The sequence below is a fragment of the Rhizobium sp. YS-1r genome, from assembly GCF_000757525.1.
In the GTDB taxonomy this organism is placed as follows: domain Bacteria; phylum Pseudomonadota; class Alphaproteobacteria; order Rhizobiales; family Rhizobiaceae; genus Neorhizobium; species Neorhizobium petrolearium.
In genome coordinates, this window is the sequence record NZ_JPYQ01000001.1 from 124,562 (window position 1) to 151,300 (window position 26,739).

Below are 26,739 nucleotides of genomic sequence, written 5' to 3' on the forward strand. Positions count from 1 at the left end.
CGTGCCTCCAACTTGAGGAAAATCACATGAAACGTAAGGTGATATTAACATGTGCCGTCACGGGCGGCAGCGCACTGTCCAAAAACAGCCAATACGTGCCGATCACGCCGGAGCAGATCGCCAACGAGGCAATCGCCGCGGCGAAGGCCGGTGCTGCCTCGGTACATATTCATGTCCGCGACCCGCAGACCGGCGCGCCTTCGATGCAGTTCGAGCTTTACGAGGATGTGATGCAGCGCATCCGCCGCTCAGGCGTCGATTTTATCGTCAACTTGACCGCCGGACCGGGCGCGGGTTACGCGCCGACGCTGGATGAGACGGTCGTGCCGCCGGTTCGATCGCCGGGGGTTCGGACCGACCATGTTTCCCGCCTGCGGCCGGATATTTGCACGCTGGACGTTGCCACTATGAATTTTGGAGACCGAGCGATCGTCAACACGCCGCCGCATCTGATCGCGATGGCGAAGGCGATCCGGGCCGCCGGCGTGAAGCCGGAGCTCGAGGTGTTCGACATCGGCCATGTGGGTGTGGCGGTGCGGCTTCTGGAGGCGGGACACCTGCCACAGCCGTCGTTCTTCCAGTTTTGCCTCGGCATTCCGGGCGGCGCTCCGGCGACGACCGAGGCAATGCTTCTGATGCGCTCACTCATTCCGCCGGGCACGCAATGGTCGGCCTTCGGCATTTCCCGCGCTCAGATGCCCATGGTCGCACAATCGGTTATTCTCGGCGGACACTGCCGCGTCGGGCTGGAGGACAATCTGTTTCTCGAACATGGCGTCCTGTCCGAAGGCAATGTGCCGTTAGTCAAACGTGCAGTGGAAATCATCCGGGCGCTTGGAGCGGAGCCGGCGACGCCGGCCGAAACCCGCGAAATCCTCTCCCTGGAAGCGGCGAGGGCGGCTGCCTGATGAACGATCTCAATCCGGTTTCCAAGGCCGTCTTCGACCCTGCCGCGGCAGGGTGGACGAAGCGCCGCTCCAACCCGTTCTCCGAGATGATCGGGCCGTTCTGGCAAAAATACGAGGACGGCCAGTTCCTTCTCGGACTGCTCTGCACGCCCAACATGCTCAACAATGCGGGTGTGATGCATGGAGGGTGCCTTGCGACCTTCGGTGATCAGGCGATTGGAAGCACGCTTTTTGAAACGCTGTCGCGCGCGCAGGGGCCGGATGCGCCACCGGTTCGATCGGTGACCGTGCAGCTCAACGTTCAGTTCCTGGCAGCGGTGCGGCCATCCGATTTCGTGATTGGTCGTTGCCTGATCACCCGGCAGACGCGGACCCTCGTGTTTCTCCACGGTCTGGCAGAGGTGGACGGGGAGGCGGTTGCTTCGCTGCAGGCGGTGTTCAAGCTCATGAAGCCGCAGGCCTAGATAGGCTTCTCTGTTTGTATTTCAGTCGTTGAAAAGGCTAGACGCGAACACTCCCCCTGGGCCGCCAGACGCCGCAGAGTAATCAGCACAACAGAACATTCGGGGAGGATCAGGAATGCCGCGGACGGAGTTTGCAACCCGCTTCAAAGCACGTCAGCAACTGCTCGGCGCCTTCGTCAAGACACCTACGAGCCATGCCTCGGAAATCCTCGGCGGTGCGGGTTTCGATTTCGTCGTCATCGACGAGGAGCATGCACCGATCGATCGGGTCACGACGGATCAAATCCTGCTCGGATGCAGGGCGAGCGATATCGCCGGCCTGGTGCGCGTTGCTTCCTCGGCTCCAAGCGCCATCCAATCGGTGCTGGATTGCGGCGCGGCCGGCGTGCTGGTGCCGCATGTCGCTTCCGCAGAGATTGCCCGCACGGTGGTGGCCGCAAGCCGGTATCGTGGCGGCGCTCGCGGCTTCTCCAATTCGCCGCGTGCCGGCGGATATGGTGCGACCGGCATGTGGGCGCATATTGAGGCGCAGGACCGGGATGTCGCGGTGGTGGCGATGATCGAGGATCGCGAAGCGATCGACGTCATAGAAGACATTGTAGCGGTCAATGGGCTCGATGGCATTTTCATCGGCCGCGGAGACCTGACAGTTTCGCTCGGCGCCAAATCGGCAAGCGAGCCGGTAGTGAAGGACGCGGTCGCCCGCGTCATGACGGCAGCCCGCAATGTCGGGAAACCCATCTGCGTCATGGTCGGCTCGGTGGAGGAGATCGGGCCCTTCCACGCGGAAGGGGCGAGCGCCTTCATCGTTTCCTCCGACCAGGGCCTGCTTCGCGCCAGCGCCAACCGCATCCGCGCCGAATTCAGCGCCGCCGCAAACTGAAACAATCACAGGACATGACCATGTACGCAGCAAGTGACCCAAGATCGGCTCTCAACACTCCAGCGGCTCGCACCAATCCCGCTCCCACTGCCTATAAGGGCGCGGAATATGCCCGCTTTTACGATGCGCCGCCGCAGGAAGTGGTGGATGGCAGCCAGACCTATTATGCCCGCGGCCAGAACCTGATTGTGGCGCATACGCGGGGCAAGGCCGGGCTGGTGCTTTCTCGCACCAACCAGCTCGACGAATATGTGGTTTTGCTTCCCAATCGGAACACGCCGGTCGAAGTCCGCTGGAACGGCGAGGGCATCACCGTTGACGGCTATTGCATCGTCGTCGTGCCGGCGGGCGATAGCGAGGTGCATCTCAAGGGTGATGGCGAGGTGATCCGGCTGCTCACGACGCGCGCGGACGATCTCGTCGCCAAGTGCTCGAATGCGGAGTCCTATATCCATTCCGATCCGAATGTGCCGCCTTTCCAAGCCTGGCCCGATCCGGTGGGCGGGCACAAGCTGCGGCATTACAGTCTGGATGTTCCGCCGGAGCCGGGCCGGTTCGGCATCATCTTCCGTTGCTCGACGATCATGGTGAACTTCTTGCCCGGCAGCGGCCCTCGCGATATCACCAAGATGTCTCCGCACTTCCACGACGACTTCGAGCAATATTCGCTCTGCGTCGCAGGCTCTTACATCCACTACCTGCGCTGGCCATGGATCAGCGATCTCAATGCCTGGCGGCCGGACGATGCCGAGCTTTGCGCCGCACCTTCCGTTGCCGTCATCCCTCCACCGGCAATTCACACATCGCGGTCGATCGACCCGGTGAAGAATGTCCTGGTCGATATCTTCAGCCCGCCGCGCGCCGATTTTTCCGCCAAGTCCGGCTGGGTGCTGAATGCCGATGAATATCCCGCGCCGGACACTCTCGCGCGCTGAACCAGCCCTTATGGGAGTATTGAGCATGACCGAAGCTTCTTCCGCCACCCTCGACCGAAACGCTGAAATCGCCGACCTTCTGGTCGGCGCCGTGGACCTGCATTGCCACAGCGGGCCGGCCGTATTCCCCCGCCTGCTCGATCATTATGAAGCGATGATGGAAGCGTCCGAAGCGGGCTTTTCGGCACTCGTCTATAAGGACCATTTCTATCCGGGCATGGCGCATGCCAGGCTGCTCGAGACGCTCTATCCGGATACCGGCGTGCGCCTCTATTCCGGCGTCGCGCTCAACAATGCCAGCGGTGGCATCAATCCGCATGCGGTGGACCATGCCGTCAAGCTCGGCGGCAAGATCGTCTGGATGCCAACATTTGCCGCGGCGAATCACATCGACAAGAGCGCAAACGAAACCAAGAACTATCCCAAGAGCGTCAATCCCATGCTGCCGCCCATTCCGCTCACGGTGCTGGACGAGAAAGGCAAGCTGACGAAAGAGACGAACGAGGTGCTGGAGGTCATCGCGGCGGGCGATATCATTCTCTCCAGCGGCCACCTTTCGGTGGACGAGCTGAAAGTGCTCTATCCGGAAGCAAAGCGTCGCGGCGTAAAGAAGATGATGATCAATCATCCCACTTATGTCATTGGCTGCTCGGACGATGATATCCGCGAACTCAGCCGGCTGGGCGTCTACATGGAACATTCGATCTGCATGTTCATCCCCAACGAGCGCGGACCGTCCAAATGGGATGCTGCGGAGCTCCGGCGCCTGGTGGGCTTGGCCGGCGTCGAGATGACCATATTCGGCTCCGACCTCGGCCTTGTGAAGATGCCGCGCCCCGTCGAGGGATACCGCGCCATCGTCAACGATCTGCTTGATCTCCAGATGCCGAAGTCCGACATCCGAAAACTCGTGGGTGCCAACGCGGCAAGCCTGCTATGACCCCATGCGGTTGGTTCGACCGGACCTTATATCTGTTCCGCGGGCCGCACAATCGTCGTTGTATTGCCACTAACAAGGTCGACGCCAACACGAAGGCGAGGTCGTATTGAGGTGTTGGCGCCTGCGGCGGGAGCATCGTCTCGATCTAACGCGGGGCGGGCTGAAAGAGCTCGACCAGATTGCCGGACGGATCGACCAACAAGACTTGCGATCCGCCGGGTCCCCTCACGATCTCGTTTCGCAGCTTGACGCCCGCAGCCTGCCGCCGGGTAACTTCCGCCTGCAAGTCACTGACGATCAGGTGGATACGGTTCCAGCCGCCCGGCCGGGGGAGCTCGCCGTCGGACATTGCGCGCCCCGCCGAGCTTTTCGGTCCGCTGAGCAACAAGCGCAGCGAACCCAGCTTGACGTCGGCGAAGGCGGGGGCGTGCTTGAAAAGCAAGGTGAAGCCCAGGTTTTTCGTGTACCATTCGATTGCCGCTTCAACATTATCCACGATGTAGCGGACATTCACGGTTGTCTCCGGCATTTCCTCCTCCCCAGTCACAGTTCGTGGAGCGTCGATACTTATAATCATAACCGGATGTGCTTCGATTGTCAGGACAATCGGCCTCCGGTAACCGCTCAATCCGTCGCCTTCGCCTCGTAGAACGTCCTCACATCCGCAGCAAAGCTCTTCCGGGAATCCGGCTTTGTGTAGAACATGTGTCCGCCGCGATAGGTCTTCAGCTCGGCGCGACCGGCGGCAAGCTCGGGCGGCAGATGGTCGATGACGTAGCGGCTCGCGCCATAGGGTGTCAGCGCGTCGCTGTAGCCGTGCGCGATCATCAGCCGGAAGGTCGGGATGACGGAGAGCAGGTCGCGGATGTCGGTGGAAGCACCAGCAAGGGATCGGCTATCACCGCCGCGGCTGCCATTCCATTCCCAGCGGCGGTTCACATCCTCATTGAGGAGATTGTAGGTCATCTCGGTTGAAAACTTGAGTTCGTTACGGGCATAGGCCGCAAAGGCGGCGCCGTAGGCGCGCGTATAGCCGTCGAGGATGGGATCGTCGTTGCGGTTATTGACGTCTTCCGGATAGGCATCCGGCACCGCATAGGACGCATCATAGGGACTGATTATCCTGCCAGGTCCACCCATCTGCTTGGCGTAGACATCACCCACGAAGCCGCGCGTGCGAGCCACCACATCCTGCGGAATGCCGGTAAGCTCGGCCACACGGCCGTAAAGCGCATCGGCGGCCGGACCGCCGGGGGAGGGGCCTGCCAGCGCGACGAGATAATCGCCCATGGCGAAACGTTCGGCCTCGGCAAGCTTTTCCGGGGTAAACTGATTGCGTTGCTCCAATTTGCCGGCCGCGAGGGAAGGAAGCTGCAGGGCGGCGCTGAGCGGATCATCCGAATTGGCAAGAAAACGCCCCTCGATCAATGGCGAGAGCATGATGATGCCGGAAGTCAGGATGCCTTGGGTATTTCTGAGTGACGCGGCCACTTTGGCGGCACGAAACCCGCCATAACTCTCGCCGAGCAGGTATTTCGGCGCATCGAGCCGGCTGGTCTTCTGAACGTAGAGAGCGATCGCCTTCGCGAGGCTTTCGGCATCCTGCCGCACACCGTAGAAACTCCGGGCTGCATCATCACTCGCCGCCCGGCTCCAGCCTGTGCCGACCGGATCGATCAGCACCAGATCGGTGAATGCAAGCCAGCTTTCGGGATTGTCCCTGAGCTCCGGCGTCGTGCCGTTGTCGCTGCTCGCGCCGAATTCGAGAATTCTCGGGCCGATCAGTCCCAGATGCAAATAGGCCGAAGCAGCCCCCGGCCCGCCGTTGAAGGCGAAGGTGAGCGGCCGGCCGGCGGTACGGTTCTTGGCAACATAGGCGGTATAGAAGATCTTGGCTGTGCGGTTCCCGTCCTGTCCGAAAAGGTCGAGTGTGCCGACAGTCGCTGTATAGGGCAGTTCGCCGGAAGGCGCCTTGAAGACATGCTCGGTCGTGGAATCGGCCGGGATCAGGCTGAAAATGCCGCCGGGTGTCGATTGTTCCGCCTGGCGGGCGCGTTCAGGGCGCTCGTCTCCGCCGTGGTCCTGTTGCGCAAAGACCGGCGCGGAAAGTGCGAGCAGCACGGCGAAAGACATAACGATACGATGGAACTGCAAACTGAAATCCTCCTTGGCCCGGCCAGCCTGATCCAGCCGAAGCTCTATGTAGAGCGGCAAACCGATCCGCAAAACTCAACTCCGATTGATCGAGGCGCCGCGGGACCGGGCAGACTTGAAACTGACACGATTTGAACTCATATTGAGCATGAAATGCTTAAGTCTGTATCAGGATTGGTCCAATGACTGCACATGCATTCGAAATGAGCGCTGCCTCCTTCAGTGAGGCGCACTCCTCTTTCCTCTCTGCGCGGCGTGTTTCCGAATTGCTCGGCGTGACGCAGGTCGAGTTGGCAAAGCTGATCGGCGTCGCCCGCAACACGCTGACCGCCAAAAGCGGCGCACGCAAGGTCGACCTCGCACTCTCTCCCGTCGTCCGCATTCTCGCCATGGCGAGCGAGATGGCCGGCGACGAGAACCGCGCCGCAATCTGGTTCAAGCATCAGCCGATCCCCGGCTGGGCCGGCAAGACGGCTTATGACCTCGTCGGCGAGGGCAAGGCTGACAAGGTGCTTGCCTATCTGGAGGCGGTGCGTTCCGGCGTCTATGCCTGAACCGGAAGAGGAGGCACTGTTCCTCTGGCGGGCTTATGTGCCGCGCTGGGCGCATGCGCCGCTTTCCGGCGATGGTGCAGCACGCTTCGGCGGGCGCTGGAACCCGGTCGGGTCGCCGACCATCTATGCCGCCCGCGAGCTTTCCACCGCCTGGGCCGAATACAATCAGGGCTTCGTGCAGCATCCGGCCCTGATCGCGCAGCTTCGGCTCACAGGAGCACGGCTGGCGAACCTCATCGATCCGGCCGCGCTTGCGGACCACGGCGTCAATGAAGCCATCCATCACTGTGAATGGCGGGCGGACCTTGATGCCGGGCGGTTGCCGGCGACCCATGCCTTGAGAGAGAGGCTCGTCGACCAAGGCTTTGACGGCGTCGTCTACCCGTCCTTCATGTCACCCGGTGGCACATGCGTGGCGCTCTGGCGCTGGAATGGGCAGGGGGAACCGAGCCTGATCGTCATCGATCCGGACGGGCGGCTGCCGAGGAATGCCGCATCCTGGCTATGACGGAAACCGCGACGTTTCCCTGGGGCTAGCCTTTCAAGGCATGGACGAGGCTCGCGGCCCGAATCTCGAGCCAGGAATGCGAGCCTCTGACCGCCGTCATGGCGGCTGGCGGGAAGCTAAGAGCGGAGCATAACCTTACGTCAAATTAACGTTTGGTAAGATATCGGCACTCAAACTTGCGAAGCTGCAGGGCGCTGCAATCGCAAGGCGTAACATGGCCTTTATTACTCTGCCTTCGCAGTCTCGTCGCGCTCACGCAAGTTGCGGGCAATAAGGCGGCAAAGACCGCGGAACTGCTGATAGCTTTCCTGCGGCAGGAAGGAGAAGACATCGCGTTCGATGGTGTCGGCCGCCGCATCGCAGGCTTTGATCATACGCTTGCCTTCGGCCGTCAGACTCATGCGCAGGATGCGGCGATTGGCCGGATCTTCCTTGCGGGTGATGAGGTTACGGCGCTGCAGGCTGCCGATCAATTCGTTCATGGTCTGCGGTGTGACGAAGAAGCGGCGGGAAAGTTCTGCGGAGGACAAGCCGTCGCGGGCACCGATCACGCTCAACACGGTGTACTGAATGCCGGTCATCTGCATGGGGGCAAGTGCTGCTTCAAGCCGGCTGCGGACTGCATGGTTTGCCTGGTTCAGGAAATAGATGGCGCGGGGATGGTCCATCGCCCATTCGCCGGCAGGTGTGTCTTTGGGCTTCACGTCTTCAGCCATCTTGGTGCGGTGATCCCTTATTTCCAAATGGTTATATAAGCGGGTAACCGAGAAAGTGCGGCGGCACAAGCAGGTCCGAGTAGAAACCCTCAACTTACTGAGGCGCCAAGTCGCTGCGAAAGCGATTTCGCAGCGCGAAGCGTGGCGGTTAGCGGCACGCCGGTGGGTGTGATGTCGAAGCCATCCTGCCGGCCGAGAACGGTGAGGACCGCCTTCAAGTGTCCTCGATGATCGAAGACGGGGACAGCGATGGCGGAAAAATCCGGCACCGTGGCCGGCAAGGTTGCGGCATAGCCTTTCTCGCTTACCCCTGGAAGATCGGCGATGAATCGCTCGATCGAGGTCTCGCTCTCGCCGCACTGTCGCATCATGGCGTGCAGATGGGGCTCCCATTCGTCCCGCGGAAGGTGCGCCATGAAGGCGCGGCCCGTCGCCGTCGGCCAGAGGCGGACGAGTGAACCGACCTTGATTTCGTAGACACTGTCCGAACGACCTTCGATCTTGTCGACCACGACCGGCGCGTCACCGTTCCACACCGCAAGCGTCACCGTCTCGCCAAGTACGGCCGCGAGTTCCGAAATCGTCGAGCGAGCGAGGCTCAGGAAGTCGGTGCGGGAAAGCGCGGCAAGCCCGAGTTGCAGCGCCGCATCGCCGAGGTCGTAGAGGCCGGAAATTCGATCCTGGACCACAAAGCCGGTGCGCACGAGGCTGACGAGATAACCATGCGCCATACTGGGCGTCATCCCTGCCGCAGCGGCAATGTCGTTCAGCCGCATTGCACGGCCCGCATGCTGGATTGTCGTCAGCACACGCAAGCCCTTTTCCAGCGACTGGATGCCCGCACCCCTAGGGGCCGTTTCTTTATCTGCCGATATATCCATATCCCGCTCCGCTTGACCTCCGCGGTCATCTTTATACAATATAAGCGAACTGTTTCAATAATATTGAAATACACGCGAAGGAAGGGAGGAGAACCTTGGCGGAATATCTGGTCTGTTCGGAACATGAGATCGTCGATGGCGGCCGCAAGGTCGTCGCTTGCGGCGACAAGGAAATCGGCATCTTCCGGGTGAAGGGCGCGCTGCACGCCTGGCACAATATGTGCCCACACCGGCAGGGGCCGATCTGTCAGGGCCGCATCTATCCGGAGGTGGTCGAGCCGGTCGATGAGAACTGCGAGGTGCGTACGCTTCAGTACAATGAGGGAAACATGCACGTTGCCTGCCCCTGGCACGGCTGGGAGTTCAACCTCGAGACCGGCAGGAATCCTGTGGGCCGCTACCGCCTGCACCGTGCTGAACTCGCGATCCGGGAGGGCCAGGTCTATGTCGTTCTCTGATCAGAAACTGCGCAACGACCCTTATGGCTGGATCGAGGACGCGACGGCCGAGATCGAGAAGGCAGCGACCGAACTCTTGGAAAACGGCGAGGCGTCGCGGATTTCCGACGAGGCGGTCGCGCGGATGATGACGGCGGCGATCCGGCTCTATGTGGCGAAAAGCGACGGCGAGGAGCGGACTTTCAGGCCGCTCACCGGCGCCCGCGACGAGACGGTAACCGCAACCGAAGCGCTGTCTGCCGTGTCGGAAATCCTGAGGGCCTTGCATCTCGGCCCGATGGAACTGGCGCTCTGGTACCGGCGCCGGCCTGACGAGCTTTAGGAGCAAAATCCACACTCACTTTCGCTGGAGGAGGCGAACATGGATGTTTTGAACAAGGATCGCGTCCACGAACTGCCGGTGCAGGAGATCGACGTCTTCACCGATACGCGCGACATCCTCGCGCATGCCGAGAAGGCCGCCAAGCGGCGCGGCTTCCAGGACTGGCTGATCTGCGACGTGGATGCGCATCACACCGAGACCATCTCCTGGCACGAACTGGTGCAATATATCGAGGATCCGGTCATCCGCCATCAGGCGATGCTCTTCCACGACGAGAAGATGGGCACCGCATCCTATGGCCTCAACGGCGACATGGGCTTGAAATACCAGGATGTCGGCGGCCGCATTCCGCATCAGGCGGGTATCCGCGAAAAGGTCGATGACGGCATCCATCGGGACGTAACGCTGACCCGGCGAGCGATGAGCGCGCTCGGCGTCGATTACATGGTTCTCTTCCCGACGCCGATGCTGACCCTCGGATTGCATCCGCAGCCGGAAATGGAGGTCTATCTCGGCCGCGCCTATAACCGCTGGCTGATCGACAAGGTGCTGTCCAAGGACGACCGCATCAAGACGCTCGCCTATCTGCCCTTCAACGTGCCCAAGGAGGCGGAGCGCACCATCGAGGAATTTTCGGGCCAGCCCGGCGTCATCGGCTTCTGCGTGCCGTCGACGCGCCACAAGCCGGTCCACCATAACGACTATATGCGTGTCTATTCGATGCTGCAGGAACGCGATCTGCCGATCGCCTTCCACGCCGCCTATCACTGGCAGGATCAGTCGCTTTCGACCATCAACCGTTTCCTTGGCATGCACGCGCTTGGCTTCGTCTGGTGCAACATGGTGCATCTGACAAACTGGATACTCAACGGCATTCCGGAGCGCTTTCCAAAGCTCAAAAGCATCTGGGTGGAGAGCGGGCTAGCCTGGGTCCCCTTCCTGATGCAGCGTCTCGATGACCAGTATCTGATGCGGCCTTCCGAAGCGCCGCAACTGAAAAAATTGCCGAGCGAATACATGCGCGAGAGCTGCTGGTATACGACCCAGCCGATGGAAACGACCAACATGAAGGCGCTGGAACTGACGCTCGACATGATCAACGCGGAAACGCAGTTGCTCTTCGCTTCCGACTGGCCGCACTTCGACTTCGACCTGCCGCAGGAAATCTACGACCTGCCGTTCCTCTCCGAACAGGCCAAGCGCAATATCCTCGGCCTCAATGCGGCAAGGCTGTTCAATCTCGACCCGACACCGCGTAAGACATTGTAATCACGGGACTTGGGAAGGGGATCTGATCGATGGCAATGACCGGAGGCGATGTGATCGCCGCTTCGCTGCGCGCACATGGCGTCAACACCGTCTTCGGCATTCCGGGCGCCCAACTCTATGGGCTGTTTGATGCGCTTCAACGCGACGGGATGCGGGTGATCACGCCGCGTCACGAGCAGACCTGCGCCTATATGGCTTTCGGCTATGCACGCGCCTCCGGCCAAGCCGGGGTCTATTCCGTCGTGCCCGGCCCCGGCGTGCTGAACACAGCTGCCGCCTTGCTGACAGCCTGGGGATGCAACGAGCCGGTGCTTTGCCTGACCGGCCAGGTGCCGACCGCCTTTCTCGGCAAGGGCCGTGGCCATCTGCACGAAATGCGCGATCAGCGGGCCACTCTTGCCGGCATCGCCAAGTCCGCGGAGCGCGCCGAGAGGGCAGGGGACGTTTCCGCCGCCGTCGCCCATGCCTTCCGCGAGATGCACTCGTTGAAACCAGGCCCGGCGACCGTGGAAATGCCTTGGGAGCAGTTTACTGCAGAAGGTGAGTTCGAGATCGTCCGGCCACTGGAGCGGCATCCTGATCCGGTCGCGGATGTGGCGATCGGCGCGGCGGCAAGAGCTATCGAAAAGGCTCAGCGGCCGATGATTTTCGTCGGGCCGGCCGGTTTCGAGTCGCGCGACGAGGTGCTCCGGCTTGCCGAACTCCTGCATGCGCCGGTGGTTGGCTTCCGTTCCGGCCGAGGTGTCGTTTCCAACCGCCATGAACTCGGCCTCACCATCGCCGAGGCGCGAAGGCTCTGGCCGAGCGTCGATTGCATCATTGGCATCGGCACACGATTGGAGGTGCCGAGCTGGCGCTGGCAGGCGCGGCCCGAAGTCCCGGTTGTGCGGTTGGAGATCGATGCGGAGGAACTGACCCGCATATCCGGCACGCTCGGCGTGCTGGGCCGGGCGAAGACGTCGCTTATTGCACTGCTTGAAGAAATCGGGCCTCGTATTGCCTCACCGGACTGGCAGGCCGCGATTCGCAGCGCCCGAGTGGAAACGGCTGAAGCCATCAAGGAGATCAGCCCGCATCACGGCTACCTTCAGGCGATCCGGCAGGCGCTGCCGGATGACGGCATCCTGGTGGAAGAGGTTTGCCAGGCGGGCTTCGCCTCCTGGTACTGCTATCCGGTCTACGAGCCGCGCACCTTCATCTCGACGGGCTTCGAAGGCACGCTCGGTTTCGGCTTTCCGACGGCGCTCGGCGTCAAGGTCACACGGCCGGACGTGCCGGTCGTGTCGATCGCCGGCGACGGCGGCTTCATGTTCGCGGCGCAAGAGCTGGCGACAGCCGCGCAATACGGCATAGACGTCATCACCGTCGTCTTCAACAATTCGGCCTTCGGCAACGTCAAGCGCGACCAGCAGCAGAATTTCAACGGCCGGCTGATTGGCGCCGAGCTCAGGAATCCCGATTTCGGCAAGCTGGCCGCCGCTTTCCACGTGGACTTCGCCCGCGTGAGCGCCCCGGCCGAATTGCGCAAGGCGATCGAGACGGCGATGACCCGCGGCGGGCCATGGCTGATCGAAGTGCCCCTTTCGATCGAAAATGAAGTAAGCCCGTGGAAATTCATCCACGGATAGCAGCAAGGATATCCAAGGCCTCGCAATGAAAAAGCCGGCGTTTCCGCCGGCTCCTTCTGTCTGGCCTCAGCTGCGCACCAGCCCCTCGCTTTTTAGGTTCGGGGCGTTCGTCGTTGAAATCGATTCACTGGATCGATTTCTCCAGCTTCGCCGGACCACTCCTCACTGCTGCGGAATCTGGGCGATCGCGACGTAGTCCTTCCACTCGGCGACGGTCTTCACCATCAGGGCCTGGGCTTCGGCCGGCGTGGAGATGTAGGGGTCGCCGCCCTGGTCGCCCAGGAACTTCTGGGTTTCCGGTTGCTGCAGAACGGTGTTGAACCAGCCGTTGATCTTGGTGGTGATGTCCTCCGGCGTATCCTTGGCAACCATGGCACCCCACCAGCCGAGCTGGTCGACATCGAAGCCCTGCTCTTTCAGCGTCGGGATGTCCGGGGCGCCCTTCATGCGTTCCGGCGCGGCGACGCCGAGAAGACGGAATCGGCCTTCACGCTGCTGTGCAAGGGCAAAGACCGGGTCATAGGAACCGAAGTCCATCGCGCCGCTGGTGATGTCGTTGAGAGAGTCGGCGGCGGTCTTGTACTGGACGGCAACCGTGTCGAGACCGGCCTTCTGCTTGTAGACTTCGGCCATGACCTTGCCCGAGGTGGCGTTGACGGCGTAGGAGCCGCCGTCACCCTTTTCCTTCATGGCGGCGGTCAGTTCCTTCAGGTCCTTATACGGCGCGTCCTTGGCGACGGCGATCATGAAGGCCTGCTTGTTGACGGTGGCAATCGTCATCAGGTCCTTGGCGACATCGATCGGCGGCTTCTTCATGATCCACATGTTACCGGCGATCGAATTGCCGGAGTGAACGAAGATCGTATAGCCGTCCGGCTTGGAGCGGGCAGTATATTCGGCGGCAATGTTGCTCATTGCGCCCGGCTTGTTTTCGACAATGATCGTGGCGCCCGCAACCTTCGAAACCTTGTCCGCGAAATACCGGACGAGAACATCGGCGCCGCTGCCGGCCGGGAAGGCGCAGACGAAGGTGATCGTCTGGTCCGGATAAGCAGCCTGGGCTGGAGTGACATGGGTAATCTGCGCCACCGCCAACATCGCCATGGCGGCGGTGGCTTGCGCGATCTTCTTAAGCCATTTTCTCATTTTTTATCTCCTATGGCGGTTAGTAAGGGTACCTGAGAAAGACCCTCCGGCACTATGCGGAGAGGGCCTTTCCAATCGGTTGATTAATTTTGTGGAATCTTGGCTAAAGCCACATAAGTTTTCCACTCGTCGACGGTCTTGGCGAGCAATGCCTGCCCCTCGTCCGGCGTGCCGATATAGACGTCGCCGCCGAACTTGCCGAGGAAGGCTACTGTGTCCGGCTGTTCCAGGATTTCGTTGAACAGCGCGTTGATCCTGGCGACGATCGGCTGCGGCGTCGCCTTCGGAACGAAGGAGCCCCACCAGCCGAGCTGGTCGATATCGTAACCCTGCTCCTTGGCCGTCGGTATGTCCGGAATCGATTTCAGCCGGACCGGCGAACCGGTGGCCAGGATACGCATACGCTTCTCGTTGGCCTGGGAGAGGGCGAAGACCGGATCATGGACGCCGTAATCGATCGCTCCGCTCAGCATGTCGTTGAGCGAGTCCTTGGCGTCCTTGAAGCTCACCTCGACCGGCTCTACGCCGGCGACCTGCTTGTAGACTTCGCCAAGAACCTTGCCGGATGTTGCCGCCGTCGCATAGCTGGCGTTAGCGCCCTTCTGCTTCAGCATCGCCGTCAGGTCCTTCATGTCCTTGATCGGGCTGTCATAGGCAACGACGAACATGAAAGCCTGCTTGTTGATGAAGGACGTCGTCTGCAGTTCCTTCACCACATCGATCGGCGGGTTCTTGAAGAGCGACATGTTGGCGGCCGTCGATGTGCCCGAGTGGACGTAGATCGTATAGCCGTCAGGCCTGGCGCGGGCCGTATACTGCGCGGCGATATTGCCCGCCGCCCCCGGCTTGTTTTCGACGATGACCGTCTGGCCCGAAACCTTGGCGAACTTGTCCGCGAAAAAGCGGACAAGAACATCAGCGCCGCTGCCGGCCGGGAAGGCGCAGATAAAGGTGATCTGGCCATTCGGATAAGCATCCTGTGCGAATGCGCCGGCAGGGGTCAGCGCGGCGGCGGCCGCCAGAACCATGAGACTTCGGCGTGTGATATCGGTATTGATCGGCATGTAGTCCTCCCTCGATGCCGGATTCATTCCTCAGGTTTGTCCGCAAAGATCGCGAGGCCTGTCTGGCAGGCCCCGCGTCCTCAAGCTAGTTCTGCGGAATCTTCGCCGTCGCCACATAGCTGCGCCATTCCTCGACGGTCTTGGCCAGAAGTTCGTCGACCTCCTTGGGCGTGCCCGTATAGACGTCGCCCCCGAACTTGTTCAGGAACGCCTCCGTTTCCGGCTTGTCGAGCACTTGCCTGAACAGCGCGTTCAGTTTCATGACGATGTCGTCGGGGGTTTGGGCGGGTACGAAGACTCCCCACCAGCCGAGCTGGTCGACATCGAGGCCGTATTCCTTGAGCGCCGGAATATCCGGGGTCGATTTCATCCGCTGCGGGGAACCGACGGCAAGGATGCGAACCCGTCCTTCACGGTGTTGGCTGAGCGCGAAAACCGGATCGAGCGCGGCAAAGTCGAGCTGGCCGCTGACGATGTCGTTCAGCGAGTCCGGACCGGTCTTATAGGAGACTTCCGTCGCTTCGACACCGGCGAGCTGCTTGTAGACCTCGGCGAGCACCTTGCCGGACGTGGCGGTCGAGCCATAGGTGGCGTCGCCGCCCTTGGCTTTCAGATGTTGGGTCAGTTCATTGACATCCTTGATCGGCGAATCGGCCGCGACAACGATCATGAACGGCTGCTTGTTGATGAACTGGACGCCACGAAGCGCCTTGGTCACGTCGATCGGCGGCTTCTTGAACAGCGACATGTTCGCAGCAGTCGACGTTCCGGAATGAACGTAGACCGTATAGCCGTCCGGCTTGGCGCGGGCGACGTATTCGGCGGCAATATTGCCGTTGGCGCCCGGCTTGTTCTCGACGATCACTGTCTGTTTCGCAACCGCCGCCACCTTTTCGGAAAAATAGCGGACCAGGACGTCCGCGCCGCTACCGGCCGGAAAGGCGCATACGAAGGTGACCGTATCGCGGGGATAGGTATTGGACTGGGCGAGCGAGACACCTGGCAGAGCGGCGGCCACCATGGCCGCCGCTACGAAGGTGCGTCGCTTCAGTTTCGGATGTTGTGCAGTCATTTGGCTCCTCCTTCCAAAATGGTGCGAAATATTTACTCCTCCTGGAACGCCTCCTCGCGCGTTTTCCGGAATTGCGGGAAGACGATCAGACCGATCATCAGGACCGTCGCGACCAGAAGCGTCGCGGAGATCGGACGATCCAGGAAGATCATCGGATCGCCGCGCGAGATCACCAGCGAACGCCTGAGGTTCTCCTCCATCAGCGGGCCCAGGATGAAGCCGAGCACCATCGGCGCCGGTTCGCAGCCGAGCTTGTAGAGGATGTAGCCGAAGACGGTGAAGATGATCATCAAGACCATCATGAACGGTTCGGTGCTGGTCGAATAAACGCCGATCGCGCAGAACAACAGGATCGCCGGATAGAGCAGGCGGTACGGGACCGATAGCAGCTTCACCCAGATACCAATCATCGGCAGGTTGATGATGACGAGCATCAGGTTGCCGATCCACATGGAGGCAACCATGCCCCAAAAGAGGTCTGGACGCGTGGTCATGACCGCCGCGCCCGGCTGGATGCCCTGGATGATCATCGCCCCCATCATGATCGCCATGATCGGGTTCGACGGAATCCCGAGCGTCAGAAGCGGAATGAACGAGGTCTGTGCGGCAGCGTTGTTGGCCGATTCCGGGCCTGCCACACCTTCGACGGCGCCCGTGCCGAACTTGCGCGGGGTTTTGGAAATCTTTTTCTCCAGCGTATAGCTGGCGAAAGAGGCAAGGACCGCGCCGCCGCCGGGCAAAATGCCGAGGAGCGAGCCAAGGCCGGTGCCGCGCAACGCCGCCGGATAGGCTTCCCTGATTTCCTTCCTGGTCGGCCAGAGATCGCGCAGGCGCGTGCTGATCGTCTCGCGCGGCGGCGGTGGGTTTTCGAGATTTCGGATGATTTCCACGATCCCGAACAGCCCGAGAACCAGCGGCAGGAAGTCGATGCCTTCCCACAGGCCGTTGAGGCCGAACGTATAGCGGGTCAGCCCGGTGTTGATGTCCGTGCCGACGAGACCGAGCAGGAGGCCCATGAGTACCATGGCGACGGCCTTGAGCACGGAGCCGTGCGCGAGAACGATCGCCATGACGAGGCCGAGCAGCATGAGCGCGAAATAGTCCGGCGAATTGAATTGCTGGGCAATCGCGGAAAGCGGCGGGCCGAAGGCGGCAATGAACACCGTCCCGACGCAGCCGGCGAAGAACGAGCCAAGGGCGGCGATCGCAAGCGCTGCACCGGCGCGCCCACGGCGGGCCATCTGGTGTCCCTCGATACAGGTCACGACCGAAGAGGCTTCACCCGGCATGTTGACCAGGATCGAAGTGGTCGAACCGCCGTACTGAGCGCCATAATAGATGCCGGCAAGCATGATCAGCGACGAGAGCGGATCCAGGCCGAAAGTGATCGGCAGCAGGATGGCAAGCGCGGGGATGGGACCGATGCCAGGGAGGACACCGATCAGCGTGCCGAGGATGGTACCGATCAGACAGAAAAGCAGGTTTTCCAGCGTGCCCGCCGCCATGAAGCCGGTTGCGAGGTGATCAAAAACTTCCATGGCTTACCTGCCCCACCATACGGGCATCGGCTGCCCAAGCGCGTATACGAAGATGATGACGACGAATGCGGCAGTGCCAACCGCGAAGACCACCGTCTCGATCAAGTTGACGTTCCGCCGCGCATAGGCGGCAAAAAGGATCAGCAGGATCGACGAAATCACTGCGCCGACTTCCGCGATCAAAAGGCCGAAAGCGGCAATCGCCAGCAGGATGAAGAGGATCGGGCGGAACTGGATACGCTCGATAGGGGGACCTTCGAGCGAGAGCGACTTCGCCGTGACGATCAGGCCGATCAGCACGATCAGGCCGCATATGATCATCGGGAAATACCCCGGCCCCATGTTGCGAGCCGAACCGAAGGTAAGATCCGAACCGACATAAAGGCCAATCGCGCCGAAGAGGATGAACAATATGCCCGCGCCGAAGTCCTGCGGACTTTTGATTACCATGGTTTCCTCCCTGAAAACCTTTCTCTGTCAACCGGTCCCGCTACTCTCTCACAAACCGAACCGTCATTACGCATGCGATTTAAATCTGCGCCTCGAACCCGCGGACTTGAATTCGTCTATGAACAACAAGATTTGACTATATACAAGGACATCCCTCTTGTCAGTCAATCCGGTGCCACTAGCTTTTATCGATCTGATAGCACACCGAGCCGTGTTTTCCGATCTTACCCCAAAGATATCAGGAAGCCATATATCTTAGGTGTAATTTCCAGACATTCTTTCGGGTTTTTGATCCACATGCTGAAACTTTTCGTTGCGCTTTTCCATCTCAAGGTGCTTCGGGCGATCCGATATGGAATTGGTTTTGAACAAAGTCAATTATACTTTATCAAAAATGGTTGACAGGTGGACGCGACGCGGAGAGACTATCCGTCAGCATTTCAGAGGATATAGAGTATGAAGATTTCACTCGTGGGGGGAGGGATTGGCGGCCTGACGGCAGCCTTGTCATTGCTCCGCCAGGGTTTCGATGTCGACATCTATGAACAGGCAGTCGAATTGAAGGAAGTCGGCGCGGGCATCCAGGTCAGCGCCAATGGCACGCGGATTCTCTTCGCGCTCGGGCTCGAAGAAGACATCATGTCCGTTGCCGCCCAGGCGGACGGCAAGGAAATCCGGTTGTGGAACACCGGACAGACCTGGAAGCTGTTCGATCTCGGCCCGCTTTCCATCGAGCGTTATGGCTTCCCTTACATCACCATTCACCGTAACGACCTGCATCAGGTCCTGGCTGCGGGCGTGCGCCGCATCAAACCGGATGCCATCAAGTTGTCGAAGAAATGCGTCGGCGTTAAGCAGGACGAAAAGGGTGTCACGATCACTTTCGCCGATGGCACCAGCGCCACGTCCGATATCGTGGTCGGCGCCGATGGTGTGCATTCGAAGATTCGCGAGACGCTGTTCGGTCGCGACGATCCGAAATTTTCCGGCATCGTCGCCTGGCGCGGCGTCATCCCGGTCGAGCGCCTGCCGAAGCGCATGCTGCGGCCGGTCGCCACCAACTGGATCGGCCCTGGAGGCCACGTCATCCAATACCTGCTGCGCCGCGGCGAGCTGATGAACTACGTATCGGTCGTCGAACGCTCGAATTGGCAGGTCGAATCCTGGTCGGTCGCCGGCACGACGGAGGAATGCCTTGCAGACTATGAAGGCTGGAACGAGGATGTCCACACGCTGATCAAGGCGATCGACGTGCCTTACAAGTGGGCGCTGATGCTGCGCCCGCCGATGGACAAGTGGACCAAGGGGCGTGTCACGCTTCTCGGCGACGCCTGCCATCCGACCCTGCCGTTCCTCGCCCAGGGGGCGGTGATGGCGATCGAGGACGGCTTCATCCTCGCCCGCGCGCTCGCCGAGAACAACGGCGATTACGAGACCGCCTTCGCCGGCTACGAAGCTGCCCGCGTCGAGCGGACTGGCAAGATCGTGCGCGGCGCCGAAAGCAATCTCGGCCGCTTCCACAATCCGGCGCTGAAGGACCCCAAGCTCGCCGAAGATTACGTCAATGCCGAGTGGCAGGAAGACAAGATCAAGCAGCGTTACGAATGGCTCTTCACCTACGACGCGACCAAGGTTCCGGTCGCTACAGGCCAGAGGTCGCCGGAAGCTGTCGCCTAGGCGCTCCCGGATCACGGCTCAATCGCACAAAGCCCGTTCGCCGGTCTGCCGGCCGGACGGGCGAAGCATAACGGGTAGGACAGCATGAACACCAGGGCGGAATGGCAGCGGATCCCGCTGATCGTCTCCTTTCCGGAGACGGCGAAATATACCGAGACCTATGGCTTTGCCGGCAATTCAGGGCGCGTGAACCTCGAAGGCCAGTTGCTCAAGCCCGCCGATGCACCATCGAAGACGGTCTATGTCTTCATGCACCCCACCTCGACGCTGCAGCTCCTGCCGATGCCGATGGCGCTCGCCGATGCGGGCCTGCATGTGCTCTGCGCCGCCAGCCGCTACCCGAAGAACGATACCGCCCTCATCATGGAGAAGGTGGCGATCGACCTTGGGAAGTGGCTGGACCATGCGCGCAACGAACTCGGGTATGAAAAGGTCATCCTCGTAGGCTGGTCGGGGGGCGGTTCGCTGTCGCTGTTCTACCAGGCGCAGGCGGAGAGCCCAACGATCACCCACACCCCGGCCGGCGACGAAGTGAACCTTGTCGAAGCGGGCCTGAAGCCCGCCGACGGCGTCATCTTCATCGCCGCGCATCTGTCCCGCGCCGAAACGATGACCGAATGGCTGGACCCTTCGGTCATCGACGAAATGAACCCGGACGTCCGCAATCCCGAATTCGATATCTATTCGCCGGATTGCCCGCACCAGCCGCCCTATACGAAGGAATTCGTTGAGCGTTTCCGCGCCGCCCAGGTCGCCCGCAACCGCAAGATCACCCAATGGGCGCTCGATACGCTCGCGGAACTCAAGCGCCGCGGCGGCCCGGAGCAGGAGCGCGCCTTTGTTGTCCACCGCACGATGTGCGACGTGCGCTGGTTCGATCCGACAATCGACCCGAACGACCGGCCGGTCGGCAAGAGCTACATGGGCGATCCACGCACGGTGAATGTCGGCCCGGTCGGGCTTGCCCGCTTCACCACCCTGCGTTCGTGGCTTTCGCAGTGGAGCTACGACCTCTCGAACGCCAAGGGCCCGATGAACGCCGCGCTGATCAAGCGCTCACCGGTGCTGCAGATCGAGAACAATGCCGACGAGGCGGTCCCCGCGACCCACAATCCGGCGATCCGGGCAGCACTCGCGACGCCGAACAAGGAATATCTGACGATTCCGCATGCGACCCACTACTATCTCGGCCAGCCGGAACTCTTGAAAACCTGCATCGATCGGGTGGTGGACTGGAGCAAGCGGCAGGGATTGTTGGCATGAGAGCCGTCCGGAGTTCGCTGGCGGCGGGCTCCGGACCATCGGGAGGTTTGACCGTGAGCTTTAGTGAAAAGCACCACCGTCCAGGCTGGATCGGTGGTGCGTGTGTTTTGTCCGCTTCGAGGAATGGGGCAATCGCAGATAAGGATGACGAGTGGTGCCGCATGCTCCCTCTGATCTCCCCCTTTGAGGGAGAGATGTCACCGAAGGTGACAGAGGGGGATAGCGACAGTGCCGCGGGCGAAAAGGTTACTGAAGCGCCTGGGCGACACCCCCCTCTGCCCTGCCGGGCATCTCCCCCTCAGAGGGGGAGATCGGCCAGCCCTACCACTTCGCGTCCCATCAGTTGCCCCGTCATCGAACGGGTGGAGGCCTCACGCCGCGGCCGATTTGCTGGCGATCATGCCTGCCTTCTTCTTCACCCACGCCTTCATGGCGTCATGGGCTTCCGACGCGGCCTGTTCCAGATAGCCCGGCTCTTCCGTGCGGGCGGTGATCTCAAGGCGCAGGCCGTTCGGGTCAAAGAAGTAGATCGAGTTGATGAATTCATGGTCGATGACGTCGGTCGTCTTCACGCCGGCATCCTGCAGCCGCTTCTTGAACTTCAGGACCTCTTCGACCGAGTCAACTTCCATGGCGAAGTGCTGGACCCAGTCCGGCGTGTTCGGCGAGGGAAGTGGCATGACGTTTTCGCCGAGGTCGAAGAAAGCCATGTAGGAGCCGTCGCCGAGTTCGAAGAAGAAATGCGCGTAGGGCTTTTCCTCACCGGTCGAAGGCACGCGATCCGAGGTCATGCAATTGACCAAAGGCAGGCCAAGCAGGTCCTCGTAGAATTTTCTGGTCTCTTCGCCGTCGCGGCAGGGGTAGGAAAAGTGATAAAGCTTACGAAGCTTCGGTGCGTCAACCATGGTCTTTCCTCCATATCCAAGCTTGTTGCATTGGCGTCGATGGTAGGCCTTCGCCGTTCCTCCGATGTCCACCTTGAGAGGGGACATGCCTCGGAGAGACCAGGACACAACGGATTTATGAAGGCAGCGGGAGGCGTCAATGCTTGCGCTTGATGCGGATAACGTTGCCATGATGGCCGCCCTGATGGACGAGGTTGGCGAGCCGGCCTTCCCCGAAAAACTGCTGGAAATCCTCCGCAAGCTCGCGGGCACCGACTTCTGCTCCGCTTTCCAGGCGGAAGAAGACGGATCGCTCACCTACCTTTTCGCCTGTGGCTATCACTCGACAATCCCCGGTTTTGCGGAGCGTGCCTCGCTCGATTATGCCCGCCGCTATTGGCAGCGTGACCGGGTGACACGTCAGATGCTGTCTGCGGTTTCCACCCCTCGCAAGGTTCAGGTGGTGCGTCAGGCCTGGAACGGTATCCGCGATCCTGAATACCGCCGCGACTGTTATGAGCGAGCCCATGTACTGGAGCGGCTGACCATTTATCATTCCGACATGCCTCGGGTCTTCGCCAGCCTTTACCGGACGCGCGAGAGCGGACCGTTTCCAATCTCCGCCGTCGAACGGATCGAGGCGGCGGCAGCGCTCCTGATGGCGATGCTGGTCAAGCATGTGCGGCTGCAGGGACGGCCGCAGACGGCGCCATTGCATCCGCCGATCCAGGAGATCGCCGGCCGTCTGCTGCAGGCGGGTTATGCCTTGTCCGGACGCGAGGCCGAGGTCTCTGCCGGGCTGTTGCTTGGCCGCACGCACCGGGAGATTTCCGAAAAGGTGGGTCTCGCGCTATCGAGTATCGTCACTTACCGTCAGCGCGCTTACCGGAAGCTCGGTGTCAGCGACCGCCGAGGCCTCGAAGCGCTTTACGAGGGAATTTCACGCGCCTGAGTGCGCAGTTGTTAAGGGGGAGTTTTGAGATGATTTCGATCAAGGACCGCATCGCCATCGTCACCGGCGCCAGCTCGGGGATCGGCTGGGGCATCGCCAAGGCGATCGCCGCCGAAGGCGCCATCACCGTGCTCGCCGCCCGCAGCGCCGACAAGCTGGAAAAGCTTGCCGGCGAGATCGAGGCGGAAGGCGGCCGCGCCTTCGTGGTGCCGACCGACGTGACCGACGAGGAACAGGTCTCCGAACTCTTCGCCCGCGTGAGGGAGAAATACGGCCGGGTCGACATCCTCATCAACAATGCCGGCATCGCCGACCACACGGCGGTCGAAAAACTCACCAGCGAGCGCTGGCATGAGGTGATCGCCGCCAACCTGCATTCGGTCTTCTATTGCAGCCGCGCCGCCTTCACCGTGATGATGCAGCAAAAGCGCGGCCGCATCATCAACATGGGCAGCCTGTCGTCAAAGGTGCCGCGCCCGCACACCGCCGCCTATACGGCGAGCAAGTTTGCGCTCGAAGGCCTCACCCGTTCACTCGCCGTCGACGGTCGCGAACACGGCATCGCCGTCTCGATGGTGCATCCAGGCTCCACGGTGAGCTCGCTGGTCCCAGGCATTACCGACCAGGTCCGCCCGGCAACGATGATGCCGCTCGACGTGGCGCGTATCGTCGTGTTGATGGCGACGCTTCCGGACGACGTGAACCTCTATGAAAGCATCATCCTGCCGGTCGAAATGCCGTTCCTAGGGCGCGGTTAATCCTTATTTCAGCAAATCTTCACGCGGATTTCCTTTCGTAAAGGCTAGATCAGAAAGCCGCTTGACCTATATTCGGGTCCCTGATATTCAATCCCGCAGCAGGGAGAAATTGCTATGGAAAATCAGACCGAATCCACCGCCGCCGAGCAGACAATGGGCAAGTGGGGCGAATATGTCACCGTGGAATTCGACGAGGGCATCGCCTGGGTGACCCTCAACCGGCCGAAGCAGCGCAACGCGATCAACCCCGGCATCGTCTGGGAGATGAACGCGATCATGGACGCGCTGGAAGAGGACGAACGCTGCAAGGTGATGGTGGTCACCGGCGCCGGCGAATCCTTCTCTGCCGGCATGGATCTGAAGGAATATTTCCGCGCCACCGACAAGGTGCCGCCGATCCAGCGCGAACGCCTGTTCCGGGCGAATGCCGCCTGGCAGTGGCGCCGGATGATGTATTATCCGAAGCCGACCATCTCCATGGTCAACGGCTGGTGTTTTGGTGGCGCCTTCCAGTTCCTGGTCGGCTGCGACCTCGCCATTGCCTCGGAAGAAGCGATCTTCGGCCTTTCCGAGATCAACTGGGGCATCATCCCGGCCGGCATCGTCACCAAGTCGGTGCTCGAGACGATGAGCTTCCGCGACGCGATGTACTATATCATGACCGGTGAGACCTTTAACGGGCGGCAGGCCGCCGAGATGAAGCTGGTGAACAAGGCCGTCGCCCCGGAAGACCTGAAAGAAGAGACCCGCAAGCTTGCAATGACGCTGACCGGCAAGAATCCGTTCGTGCTGCGCCAGGCCAAGACCGCATGTCGCTTCACCCGCGACATGAGCTGGGAACAGGCCGGCGAATATCTGATGGCGAAGTCCGACCAGACGGAGCTTCGCGATCCGGAAAACGGCCGCAATGTCGGCATGAGCCAGTTCCTGGACGAAAAGTCCTTCCGCCCGGGCCTGGGTGCTTACCGCCGCGACTAAAGAGACGACCATGTCCGATATCACGACCACCTCTCCCAAGACGTTCGACCTCGATCGTCTCTTGCGCCCACGGTCCATCGCGATCGTGGGCGCGTCGCCCGATCCCGCCTCGATCGGCGGCGGCGTGCTGGCGAACCTCGAACTCTTCAAATATTCGGGCGACCTGCATCTCGTCAGCCGCTCGCGCGACGAGATCAACGGCCGGCCCTGCGTTAAGACGATCGGCGACCTGCCGAAAGGCGTCGACGTGGTCATCCTCATCGTGCCGCAGGCGGCGATCAGGGAATCGGTTCTTGCCTGCATCGAGCGGGAAGTGGCGAGCGTCATCGTCTATTCGTCGGGCTTCGCAGAAGCGGGCGAGGAGGGCCGTAAACAGCAGGACGAGCTTGCCGAGATCTGCCGCAAGGCGGGCATCGCCATGCTCGGGCCCAACTGCATGGGCTATACGAACTATGTCGACGGCATTCCGCTCACCTTCGAGCCGGTCGATCTACGCGGCGTCGGCGAGCGTTCGCGCGTAGCGATCGTCGCCCAGAGCGGCGCCACGGCCGCCAACATCCGTTTCGCCATGCACTCCCGCGAGATTGCGGTCTCCTATGTGATCGCTACAGGCAACGAGGCGGTGCTCGCCGCCGAAGACCTGATTGCATGGCTGATCGAGGACAAGGATAACGCGGCTGTCGCGGTCTATGTCGAGCAGGTGAAGAACCCGCAAAAATTCCTGGCTGTCGCTCGCCGCGCCCGCGAACTCGGCAAGCCGATTGTCATGCTGCATCCGGGCTCCAGCGAGCGCGGCAAGGCGGCGGCTCAATCGCATACCGGCGCTCTTGCCGGCGACCACGCCACCATGCAGACGGCCATCCGCAACGAGGCGGTCGCGCTGGTCGAAACGACCGACGAACTGTTCGACGTGACCGCGATCCTTGCCCGCTATCCCCTGCCGCCTGCCGGCCAGGCCGGTATCGTGACCAATTCCGGCGCAATCCGCGGCCTCTGCTTCGATTTCTGCGAACGGGTCGGCCTGCCGATTGCGACGCTTTCGGAAGAGGTTCATGCGGAACTTACCTCGCTCGTGCCGCCCTATGTGCATGTCGATAACCCGTTCGACATCGGCACGACCGGTTTTGCCAATCCCGGCATTTTCGGCACGTCGACGGCCGCCATGCTGAAGGACCCGAATGTCGGCATCGTCTTCCTGTCGCATGCGGGTGGTTCGCCGCCGATGCAGATCAAGAAGTCGGACGCGATCATTCCGGTTGCTGCGACCGCCGAAAAGCCGGTCATCCTCAACATCATCGGCGACGACTATCCGCTCGACCCGAGTTTCATGAAGGCGGTGCGCGACAGCGGCATTCCGTTCTTCCGCTCGCCTGAACGCGCCATGCGGGCCATGGCCGTGGTCATGAACTATGCCGCCGCGCTCGCCGCCACGAAGGACCGTGCACCGGAAGGTAAGCGGCTGAAGGACGTTCCGGCCTCCGGCCTGGTGGTCGAATATGAGGGCAAGCGCATCCTTTCCGACCTTGGCATCCAGACGCCTAAGGGCGCTCTGGCGAAAAATGCCGATGAGGCGGTGAAGATCGCCGCCGGGATCGGCTATCCGGTCGTCATGAAGGCACAGGCGGCGGAGCTTGCCCACAAGAGCGATGTCGGCGGTGTCGTCGTCAACCTCGCCGACGAGGCGGCGGTGCGTGCCGCGCATGAGAAGATGTATGCCAGTATCGCCAGCCATAAGCCGGGCCTGACGCTTGACGGCGTGCTGATCGAAGGCATGGCGCGGCAGGGCCTCGAAATGGTGGTCGGCGCCAAGCGCGACCAATGGGGTCCGACGGTTCTCGTGGGCTTGGGCGGCGTCTGGATCGAGGCGCTGGCGGATGCCCGTCTTCTGCCGGCCGATATCAGCCGCGAACGGGCGATTGCCGAAATCCACAAGCTGAAGGCGGCAAAACTGCTTGGCCCCTTCCGTGGTCAACCGGCCCGCGATGTGGAGGCTATCGCCGACGTGGTGGTTAAGCTCGGCGCTCTGATGCGTTCGACACCGGAGATCGTCGAAGTCGATATCAACCCGCTGGTTGTCTATGGCGAGGGGGACGGGGTTCTCGCGCTCGACGCGCTATTCGTGATGCGCTGAGAGCCTCAGCTTTCGCTGCGATTTTTTGGAGAGGCGCCGTCGGTTTCTGACGTCATCCTCGGGCTTGTCCAGAGGATCTATCCACGTCTGATCTGGGCAGAGGCTCGGGACAGGCCCGAGCATGACGATGGAGAGGTTGCGGACCTCCGGGAAAAAGAGCGAGGGCTCAGGTCCTCGCTTCCGACATTTCAAAGCCGTCCCGAGGG

At 61.3% G+C, this 26,739-nt stretch carries 27 protein-coding genes; 17 read left to right on the plus strand and 10 right to left on the minus strand.

The annotated features are described in order from the left end of the window. The first annotated feature begins 26 nt into the window (after positions 1 to 26). From JL39_RS00565 to JL39_RS00585, 5 genes are all read left to right on the plus strand, one after another. On the plus strand, positions 27 to 908 hold the full coding sequence (locus tag JL39_RS00565; protein WP_037145184.1) for a 3-keto-5-aminohexanoate cleavage protein: 882 nt from the start codon (positions 27 to 29) through the stop codon (positions 906 to 908). Then, the gene (locus tag JL39_RS00570; RefSeq protein ID WP_052182560.1) at positions 908 to 1,372 is read left to right on the plus strand and encodes a PaaI family thioesterase; all 465 of its coding nucleotides are present in this window, start codon (positions 908 to 910) and stop codon (positions 1,370 to 1,372) included. Before JL39_RS00565 ends, JL39_RS00570 begins: the two co-directional genes overlap by 1 nt. Before the next feature lie 115 nt (positions 1,373 to 1,487). Next, complete coding sequence (locus JL39_RS00575) at positions 1,488 to 2,255, plus strand: aldolase/citrate lyase family protein (RefSeq protein ID WP_037145187.1); 768 nt, start codon at positions 1,488 to 1,490, stop codon at positions 2,253 to 2,255. A gap of 20 nt (positions 2,256 to 2,275) precedes the next feature. Then, positions 2,276 to 3,190 (plus strand): hypothetical protein, encoded by a 915-nt coding sequence (locus JL39_RS00580; RefSeq protein WP_037145959.1) that lies wholly within the window; start codon positions 2,276 to 2,278, stop codon positions 3,188 to 3,190. A 25-nt stretch (positions 3,191 to 3,215) separates the two neighbouring features. Continuing rightward, a complete protein-coding gene (locus JL39_RS00585) occupies positions 3,216 to 4,130 on the plus strand; it encodes a DUF6282 family protein (RefSeq protein ID WP_037145189.1) in 915 nt (304 codons plus the stop codon). A gap of 145 nt (positions 4,131 to 4,275) precedes the next feature. On the opposite strand, the gene JL39_RS00590 is transcribed toward JL39_RS00585, so the two are convergent. Together JL39_RS00590 and JL39_RS00595 are read right to left on the minus strand one after the other, a co-directional pair. Further along, positions 4,276 to 4,659, minus strand: coding sequence for a VOC family protein (locus tag JL39_RS00590; RefSeq protein WP_037145192.1), 384 nt, complete (start codon positions 4,657 to 4,659; stop codon positions 4,276 to 4,278). 95 nt (positions 4,660 to 4,754) lie between these two features. Next, positions 4,755 to 6,356: a carboxypeptidase gene (locus tag JL39_RS00595; protein WP_244446805.1), complete on the minus strand. Its 1,602-nt coding sequence runs from the start codon at positions 6,354 to 6,356 to the stop codon at positions 4,755 to 4,757. Positions 6,357 to 6,466: 110 nt separating this feature from the next. Between JL39_RS00595 and JL39_RS00600 the strand changes: the two genes are divergently transcribed. Continuing rightward, positions 6,467 to 6,838 (plus strand): antitoxin Xre/MbcA/ParS toxin-binding domain-containing protein, encoded by a 372-nt coding sequence (locus JL39_RS00600; protein WP_037145195.1) that lies wholly within the window; start codon positions 6,467 to 6,469, stop codon positions 6,836 to 6,838. After that, a complete protein-coding gene (locus JL39_RS00605; protein WP_037145197.1) occupies positions 6,831 to 7,346 on the plus strand; it encodes an RES domain-containing protein in 516 nt (171 codons plus the stop codon). Before JL39_RS00600 ends, JL39_RS00605 begins: the two co-directional genes overlap by 8 nt. 224 nt (positions 7,347 to 7,570) lie before the next feature. Here JL39_RS00605 and JL39_RS00610 read toward each other — a convergent pair whose 3' ends face one another. Together JL39_RS00610 and JL39_RS00615 are read right to left on the minus strand one after the other, a co-directional pair. Continuing rightward, complete coding sequence (locus JL39_RS00610) at positions 7,571 to 8,062, minus strand: MarR family transcriptional regulator (protein ID WP_037145202.1); 492 nt, start codon at positions 8,060 to 8,062, stop codon at positions 7,571 to 7,573. A gap of 89 nt (positions 8,063 to 8,151) precedes the next feature. Then, positions 8,152 to 8,943: an IclR family transcriptional regulator gene (locus tag JL39_RS00615; protein ID WP_081952631.1), complete on the minus strand. Its 792-nt coding sequence runs from the start codon at positions 8,941 to 8,943 to the stop codon at positions 8,152 to 8,154. A gap of 95 nt (positions 8,944 to 9,038) precedes the next feature. On the opposite strand from JL39_RS00615, the gene JL39_RS00620 reads away from it, so the two are divergent. The 4 genes from JL39_RS00620 to JL39_RS00635 are packed head-to-tail and all read left to right on the plus strand — an operon-like array spanning position 9,039 to position 12,620. Next, positions 9,039 to 9,401 (plus strand): Rieske 2Fe-2S domain-containing protein, encoded by a 363-nt coding sequence (locus tag JL39_RS00620; RefSeq protein WP_037145206.1) that lies wholly within the window; start codon positions 9,039 to 9,041, stop codon positions 9,399 to 9,401. Next, positions 9,388 to 9,723, plus strand: a complete 336-nt coding sequence (locus JL39_RS00625; protein WP_037145209.1) for a hypothetical protein — start codon at positions 9,388 to 9,390, stop codon at positions 9,721 to 9,723. Before JL39_RS00620 ends, JL39_RS00625 begins: the two co-directional genes overlap by 14 nt. Positions 9,724 to 9,762: 39 nt before the next feature. Next, positions 9,763 to 10,992 (plus strand): amidohydrolase family protein, encoded by a 1,230-nt coding sequence (locus tag JL39_RS00630; protein ID WP_037145212.1) that lies wholly within the window; start codon positions 9,763 to 9,765, stop codon positions 10,990 to 10,992. 29 nt (positions 10,993 to 11,021) lie between these two features. Then, entirely contained in the window at positions 11,022 to 12,620 is a 1,599-nt protein-coding gene (locus JL39_RS00635; RefSeq protein ID WP_037145214.1) for a thiamine pyrophosphate-dependent enzyme, read from the plus strand. A gap of 162 nt (positions 12,621 to 12,782) precedes the next feature. Here JL39_RS00635 and JL39_RS00640 read toward each other — a convergent pair whose 3' ends face one another. The 5 genes from JL39_RS00640 to JL39_RS00660 form a co-directional block, all read right to left on the minus strand. Beyond that, positions 12,783 to 13,766, minus strand: coding sequence for a tripartite tricarboxylate transporter substrate binding protein (locus tag JL39_RS00640; protein WP_037145217.1), 984 nt, complete (start codon positions 13,764 to 13,766; stop codon positions 12,783 to 12,785). Between the two features lie 83 nt (positions 13,767 to 13,849). Beyond that, positions 13,850 to 14,830, minus strand: coding sequence for a tripartite tricarboxylate transporter substrate binding protein (locus JL39_RS00645; RefSeq protein ID WP_037145220.1), 981 nt, complete (start codon positions 14,828 to 14,830; stop codon positions 13,850 to 13,852). 85 nt (positions 14,831 to 14,915) lie between these two features. Beyond that, positions 14,916 to 15,902, minus strand: a complete 987-nt coding sequence (locus JL39_RS00650) for a tripartite tricarboxylate transporter substrate binding protein (RefSeq protein WP_037145223.1) — start codon at positions 15,900 to 15,902, stop codon at positions 14,916 to 14,918. Between the two features lie 32 nt (positions 15,903 to 15,934). Next, positions 15,935 to 17,440, minus strand: a complete 1,506-nt coding sequence (locus tag JL39_RS00655; protein WP_037145226.1) for a tripartite tricarboxylate transporter permease — start codon at positions 17,438 to 17,440, stop codon at positions 15,935 to 15,937. A 3-nt stretch (positions 17,441 to 17,443) separates the two neighbouring features. Then, entirely contained in the window at positions 17,444 to 17,890 is a 447-nt protein-coding gene (locus JL39_RS00660; RefSeq protein ID WP_037145228.1) for a tripartite tricarboxylate transporter TctB family protein, read from the minus strand. Between the two features lie 456 nt (positions 17,891 to 18,346). Here JL39_RS00660 and JL39_RS00665 point away from each other — a divergent pair, with 456 nt between their 5' ends. Both JL39_RS00665 and JL39_RS00670 read left to right on the plus strand, forming a co-directional pair. Then, a complete protein-coding gene (locus JL39_RS00665) occupies positions 18,347 to 19,567 on the plus strand; it encodes an FAD-dependent monooxygenase (protein WP_037145231.1) in 1,221 nt (406 codons plus the stop codon). Between the two features lie 84 nt (positions 19,568 to 19,651). After that, a complete protein-coding gene (locus tag JL39_RS00670) occupies positions 19,652 to 20,830 on the plus strand; it encodes an alpha/beta hydrolase (protein ID WP_037145233.1) in 1,179 nt (392 codons plus the stop codon). A 371-nt stretch (positions 20,831 to 21,201) separates the two neighbouring features. Here JL39_RS00670 and JL39_RS00675 read toward each other — a convergent pair whose 3' ends face one another. Then, positions 21,202 to 21,735, minus strand: a complete 534-nt coding sequence (locus tag JL39_RS00675) for a VOC family protein (protein WP_037145236.1) — start codon at positions 21,733 to 21,735, stop codon at positions 21,202 to 21,204. Between the two features lie 139 nt (positions 21,736 to 21,874). On the opposite strand from JL39_RS00675, the gene JL39_RS30370 reads away from it, so the two are divergent. From JL39_RS30370 to JL39_RS00695, 4 genes are all read left to right on the plus strand, one after another. Beyond that, a complete protein-coding gene (locus tag JL39_RS30370; protein WP_052182562.1) occupies positions 21,875 to 22,666 on the plus strand; it encodes a LuxR C-terminal-related transcriptional regulator in 792 nt (263 codons plus the stop codon). 29 nt (positions 22,667 to 22,695) lie between these two features. Beyond that, positions 22,696 to 23,424 (plus strand): SDR family oxidoreductase, encoded by a 729-nt coding sequence (locus tag JL39_RS00685; protein WP_052182563.1) that lies wholly within the window; start codon positions 22,696 to 22,698, stop codon positions 23,422 to 23,424. Positions 23,425 to 23,538: 114 nt separating this feature from the next. Further along, entirely contained in the window at positions 23,539 to 24,402 is an 864-nt protein-coding gene (locus JL39_RS00690; protein ID WP_081952632.1) for a p-hydroxycinnamoyl CoA hydratase/lyase, read from the plus strand. A 10-nt stretch (positions 24,403 to 24,412) separates the two neighbouring features. Continuing rightward, on the plus strand, positions 24,413 to 26,533 hold the full coding sequence (locus JL39_RS00695; protein ID WP_052182564.1) for an acetate--CoA ligase family protein: 2,121 nt from the start codon (positions 24,413 to 24,415) through the stop codon (positions 26,531 to 26,533). Positions 26,534 to 26,739 lie beyond the last annotated feature (206 nt).

Excerpts from the sequence above, each read along its gene's own strand:
- JL39_RS00565 (WP_037145184.1), top strand. The coding sequence starts at position 27 with ATGAAACGTAAGGTGATATTAACATGTGCCGTCACGGGCGGCAGCGCA.
- JL39_RS00570 (WP_052182560.1), top strand. The coding sequence starts at position 908 with ATGAACGATCTCAATCCGGTTTCCAAGGCCGTCTTCGACCCTGCCGCG.
- JL39_RS00575 (WP_037145187.1), top strand. The coding sequence starts at position 1,488 with ATGCCGCGGACGGAGTTTGCAACCCGCTTCAAAGCACGTCAGCAACTG.
- JL39_RS00580 (WP_037145959.1), top strand. The coding sequence starts at position 2,276 with ATGTACGCAGCAAGTGACCCAAGATCGGCTCTCAACACTCCAGCGGCT.
- JL39_RS00585 (WP_037145189.1), top strand. The coding sequence starts at position 3,216 with ATGACCGAAGCTTCTTCCGCCACCCTCGACCGAAACGCTGAAATCGCC.
- JL39_RS00590 (WP_037145192.1), bottom strand. The coding sequence starts at position 4,659 with ATGCCGGAGACAACCGTGAATGTCCGCTACATCGTGGATAATGTTGAA.
- JL39_RS00600 (WP_037145195.1), top strand. The coding sequence starts at position 6,467 with ATGACTGCACATGCATTCGAAATGAGCGCTGCCTCCTTCAGTGAGGCG.
- JL39_RS00605 (WP_037145197.1), top strand. The coding sequence starts at position 6,831 with ATGCCTGAACCGGAAGAGGAGGCACTGTTCCTCTGGCGGGCTTATGTG.
- JL39_RS00610 (WP_037145202.1), bottom strand. The coding sequence starts at position 8,062 with ATGGCTGAAGACGTGAAGCCCAAAGACACACCTGCCGGCGAATGGGCG.
- JL39_RS00615 (WP_081952631.1), bottom strand. The coding sequence starts at position 8,943 with ATGGATATATCGGCAGATAAAGAAACGGCCCCTAGGGGTGCGGGCATC.
- JL39_RS00625 (WP_037145209.1), top strand. The coding sequence starts at position 9,388 with ATGTCGTTCTCTGATCAGAAACTGCGCAACGACCCTTATGGCTGGATC.
- JL39_RS00630 (WP_037145212.1), top strand. The coding sequence starts at position 9,763 with ATGGATGTTTTGAACAAGGATCGCGTCCACGAACTGCCGGTGCAGGAG.
- JL39_RS00635 (WP_037145214.1), top strand. The coding sequence starts at position 11,022 with ATGGCAATGACCGGAGGCGATGTGATCGCCGCTTCGCTGCGCGCACAT.
- JL39_RS00640 (WP_037145217.1), bottom strand. The coding sequence starts at position 13,766 with ATGAGAAAATGGCTTAAGAAGATCGCGCAAGCCACCGCCGCCATGGCG.
- JL39_RS00645 (WP_037145220.1), bottom strand. The coding sequence starts at position 14,830 with ATGCCGATCAATACCGATATCACACGCCGAAGTCTCATGGTTCTGGCG.
- JL39_RS00650 (WP_037145223.1), bottom strand. The coding sequence starts at position 15,902 with ATGACTGCACAACATCCGAAACTGAAGCGACGCACCTTCGTAGCGGCG.
- JL39_RS00655 (WP_037145226.1), bottom strand. The coding sequence starts at position 17,440 with ATGGAAGTTTTTGATCACCTCGCAACCGGCTTCATGGCGGCGGGCACG.
- JL39_RS00660 (WP_037145228.1), bottom strand. The coding sequence starts at position 17,890 with ATGGTAATCAAAAGTCCGCAGGACTTCGGCGCGGGCATATTGTTCATC.
- JL39_RS00665 (WP_037145231.1), top strand. The coding sequence starts at position 18,347 with ATGAAGATTTCACTCGTGGGGGGAGGGATTGGCGGCCTGACGGCAGCC.
- JL39_RS00670 (WP_037145233.1), top strand. The coding sequence starts at position 19,652 with ATGAACACCAGGGCGGAATGGCAGCGGATCCCGCTGATCGTCTCCTTT.
- JL39_RS00675 (WP_037145236.1), bottom strand. The coding sequence starts at position 21,735 with ATGGTTGACGCACCGAAGCTTCGTAAGCTTTATCACTTTTCCTACCCC.
- JL39_RS30370 (WP_052182562.1), top strand. The coding sequence starts at position 21,875 with ATGCTTGCGCTTGATGCGGATAACGTTGCCATGATGGCCGCCCTGATG.
- JL39_RS00685 (WP_052182563.1), top strand. The coding sequence starts at position 22,696 with ATGATTTCGATCAAGGACCGCATCGCCATCGTCACCGGCGCCAGCTCG.
- JL39_RS00690 (WP_081952632.1), top strand. The coding sequence starts at position 23,539 with ATGGAAAATCAGACCGAATCCACCGCCGCCGAGCAGACAATGGGCAAG.
- JL39_RS00695 (WP_052182564.1), top strand. The coding sequence starts at position 24,413 with ATGTCCGATATCACGACCACCTCTCCCAAGACGTTCGACCTCGATCGT.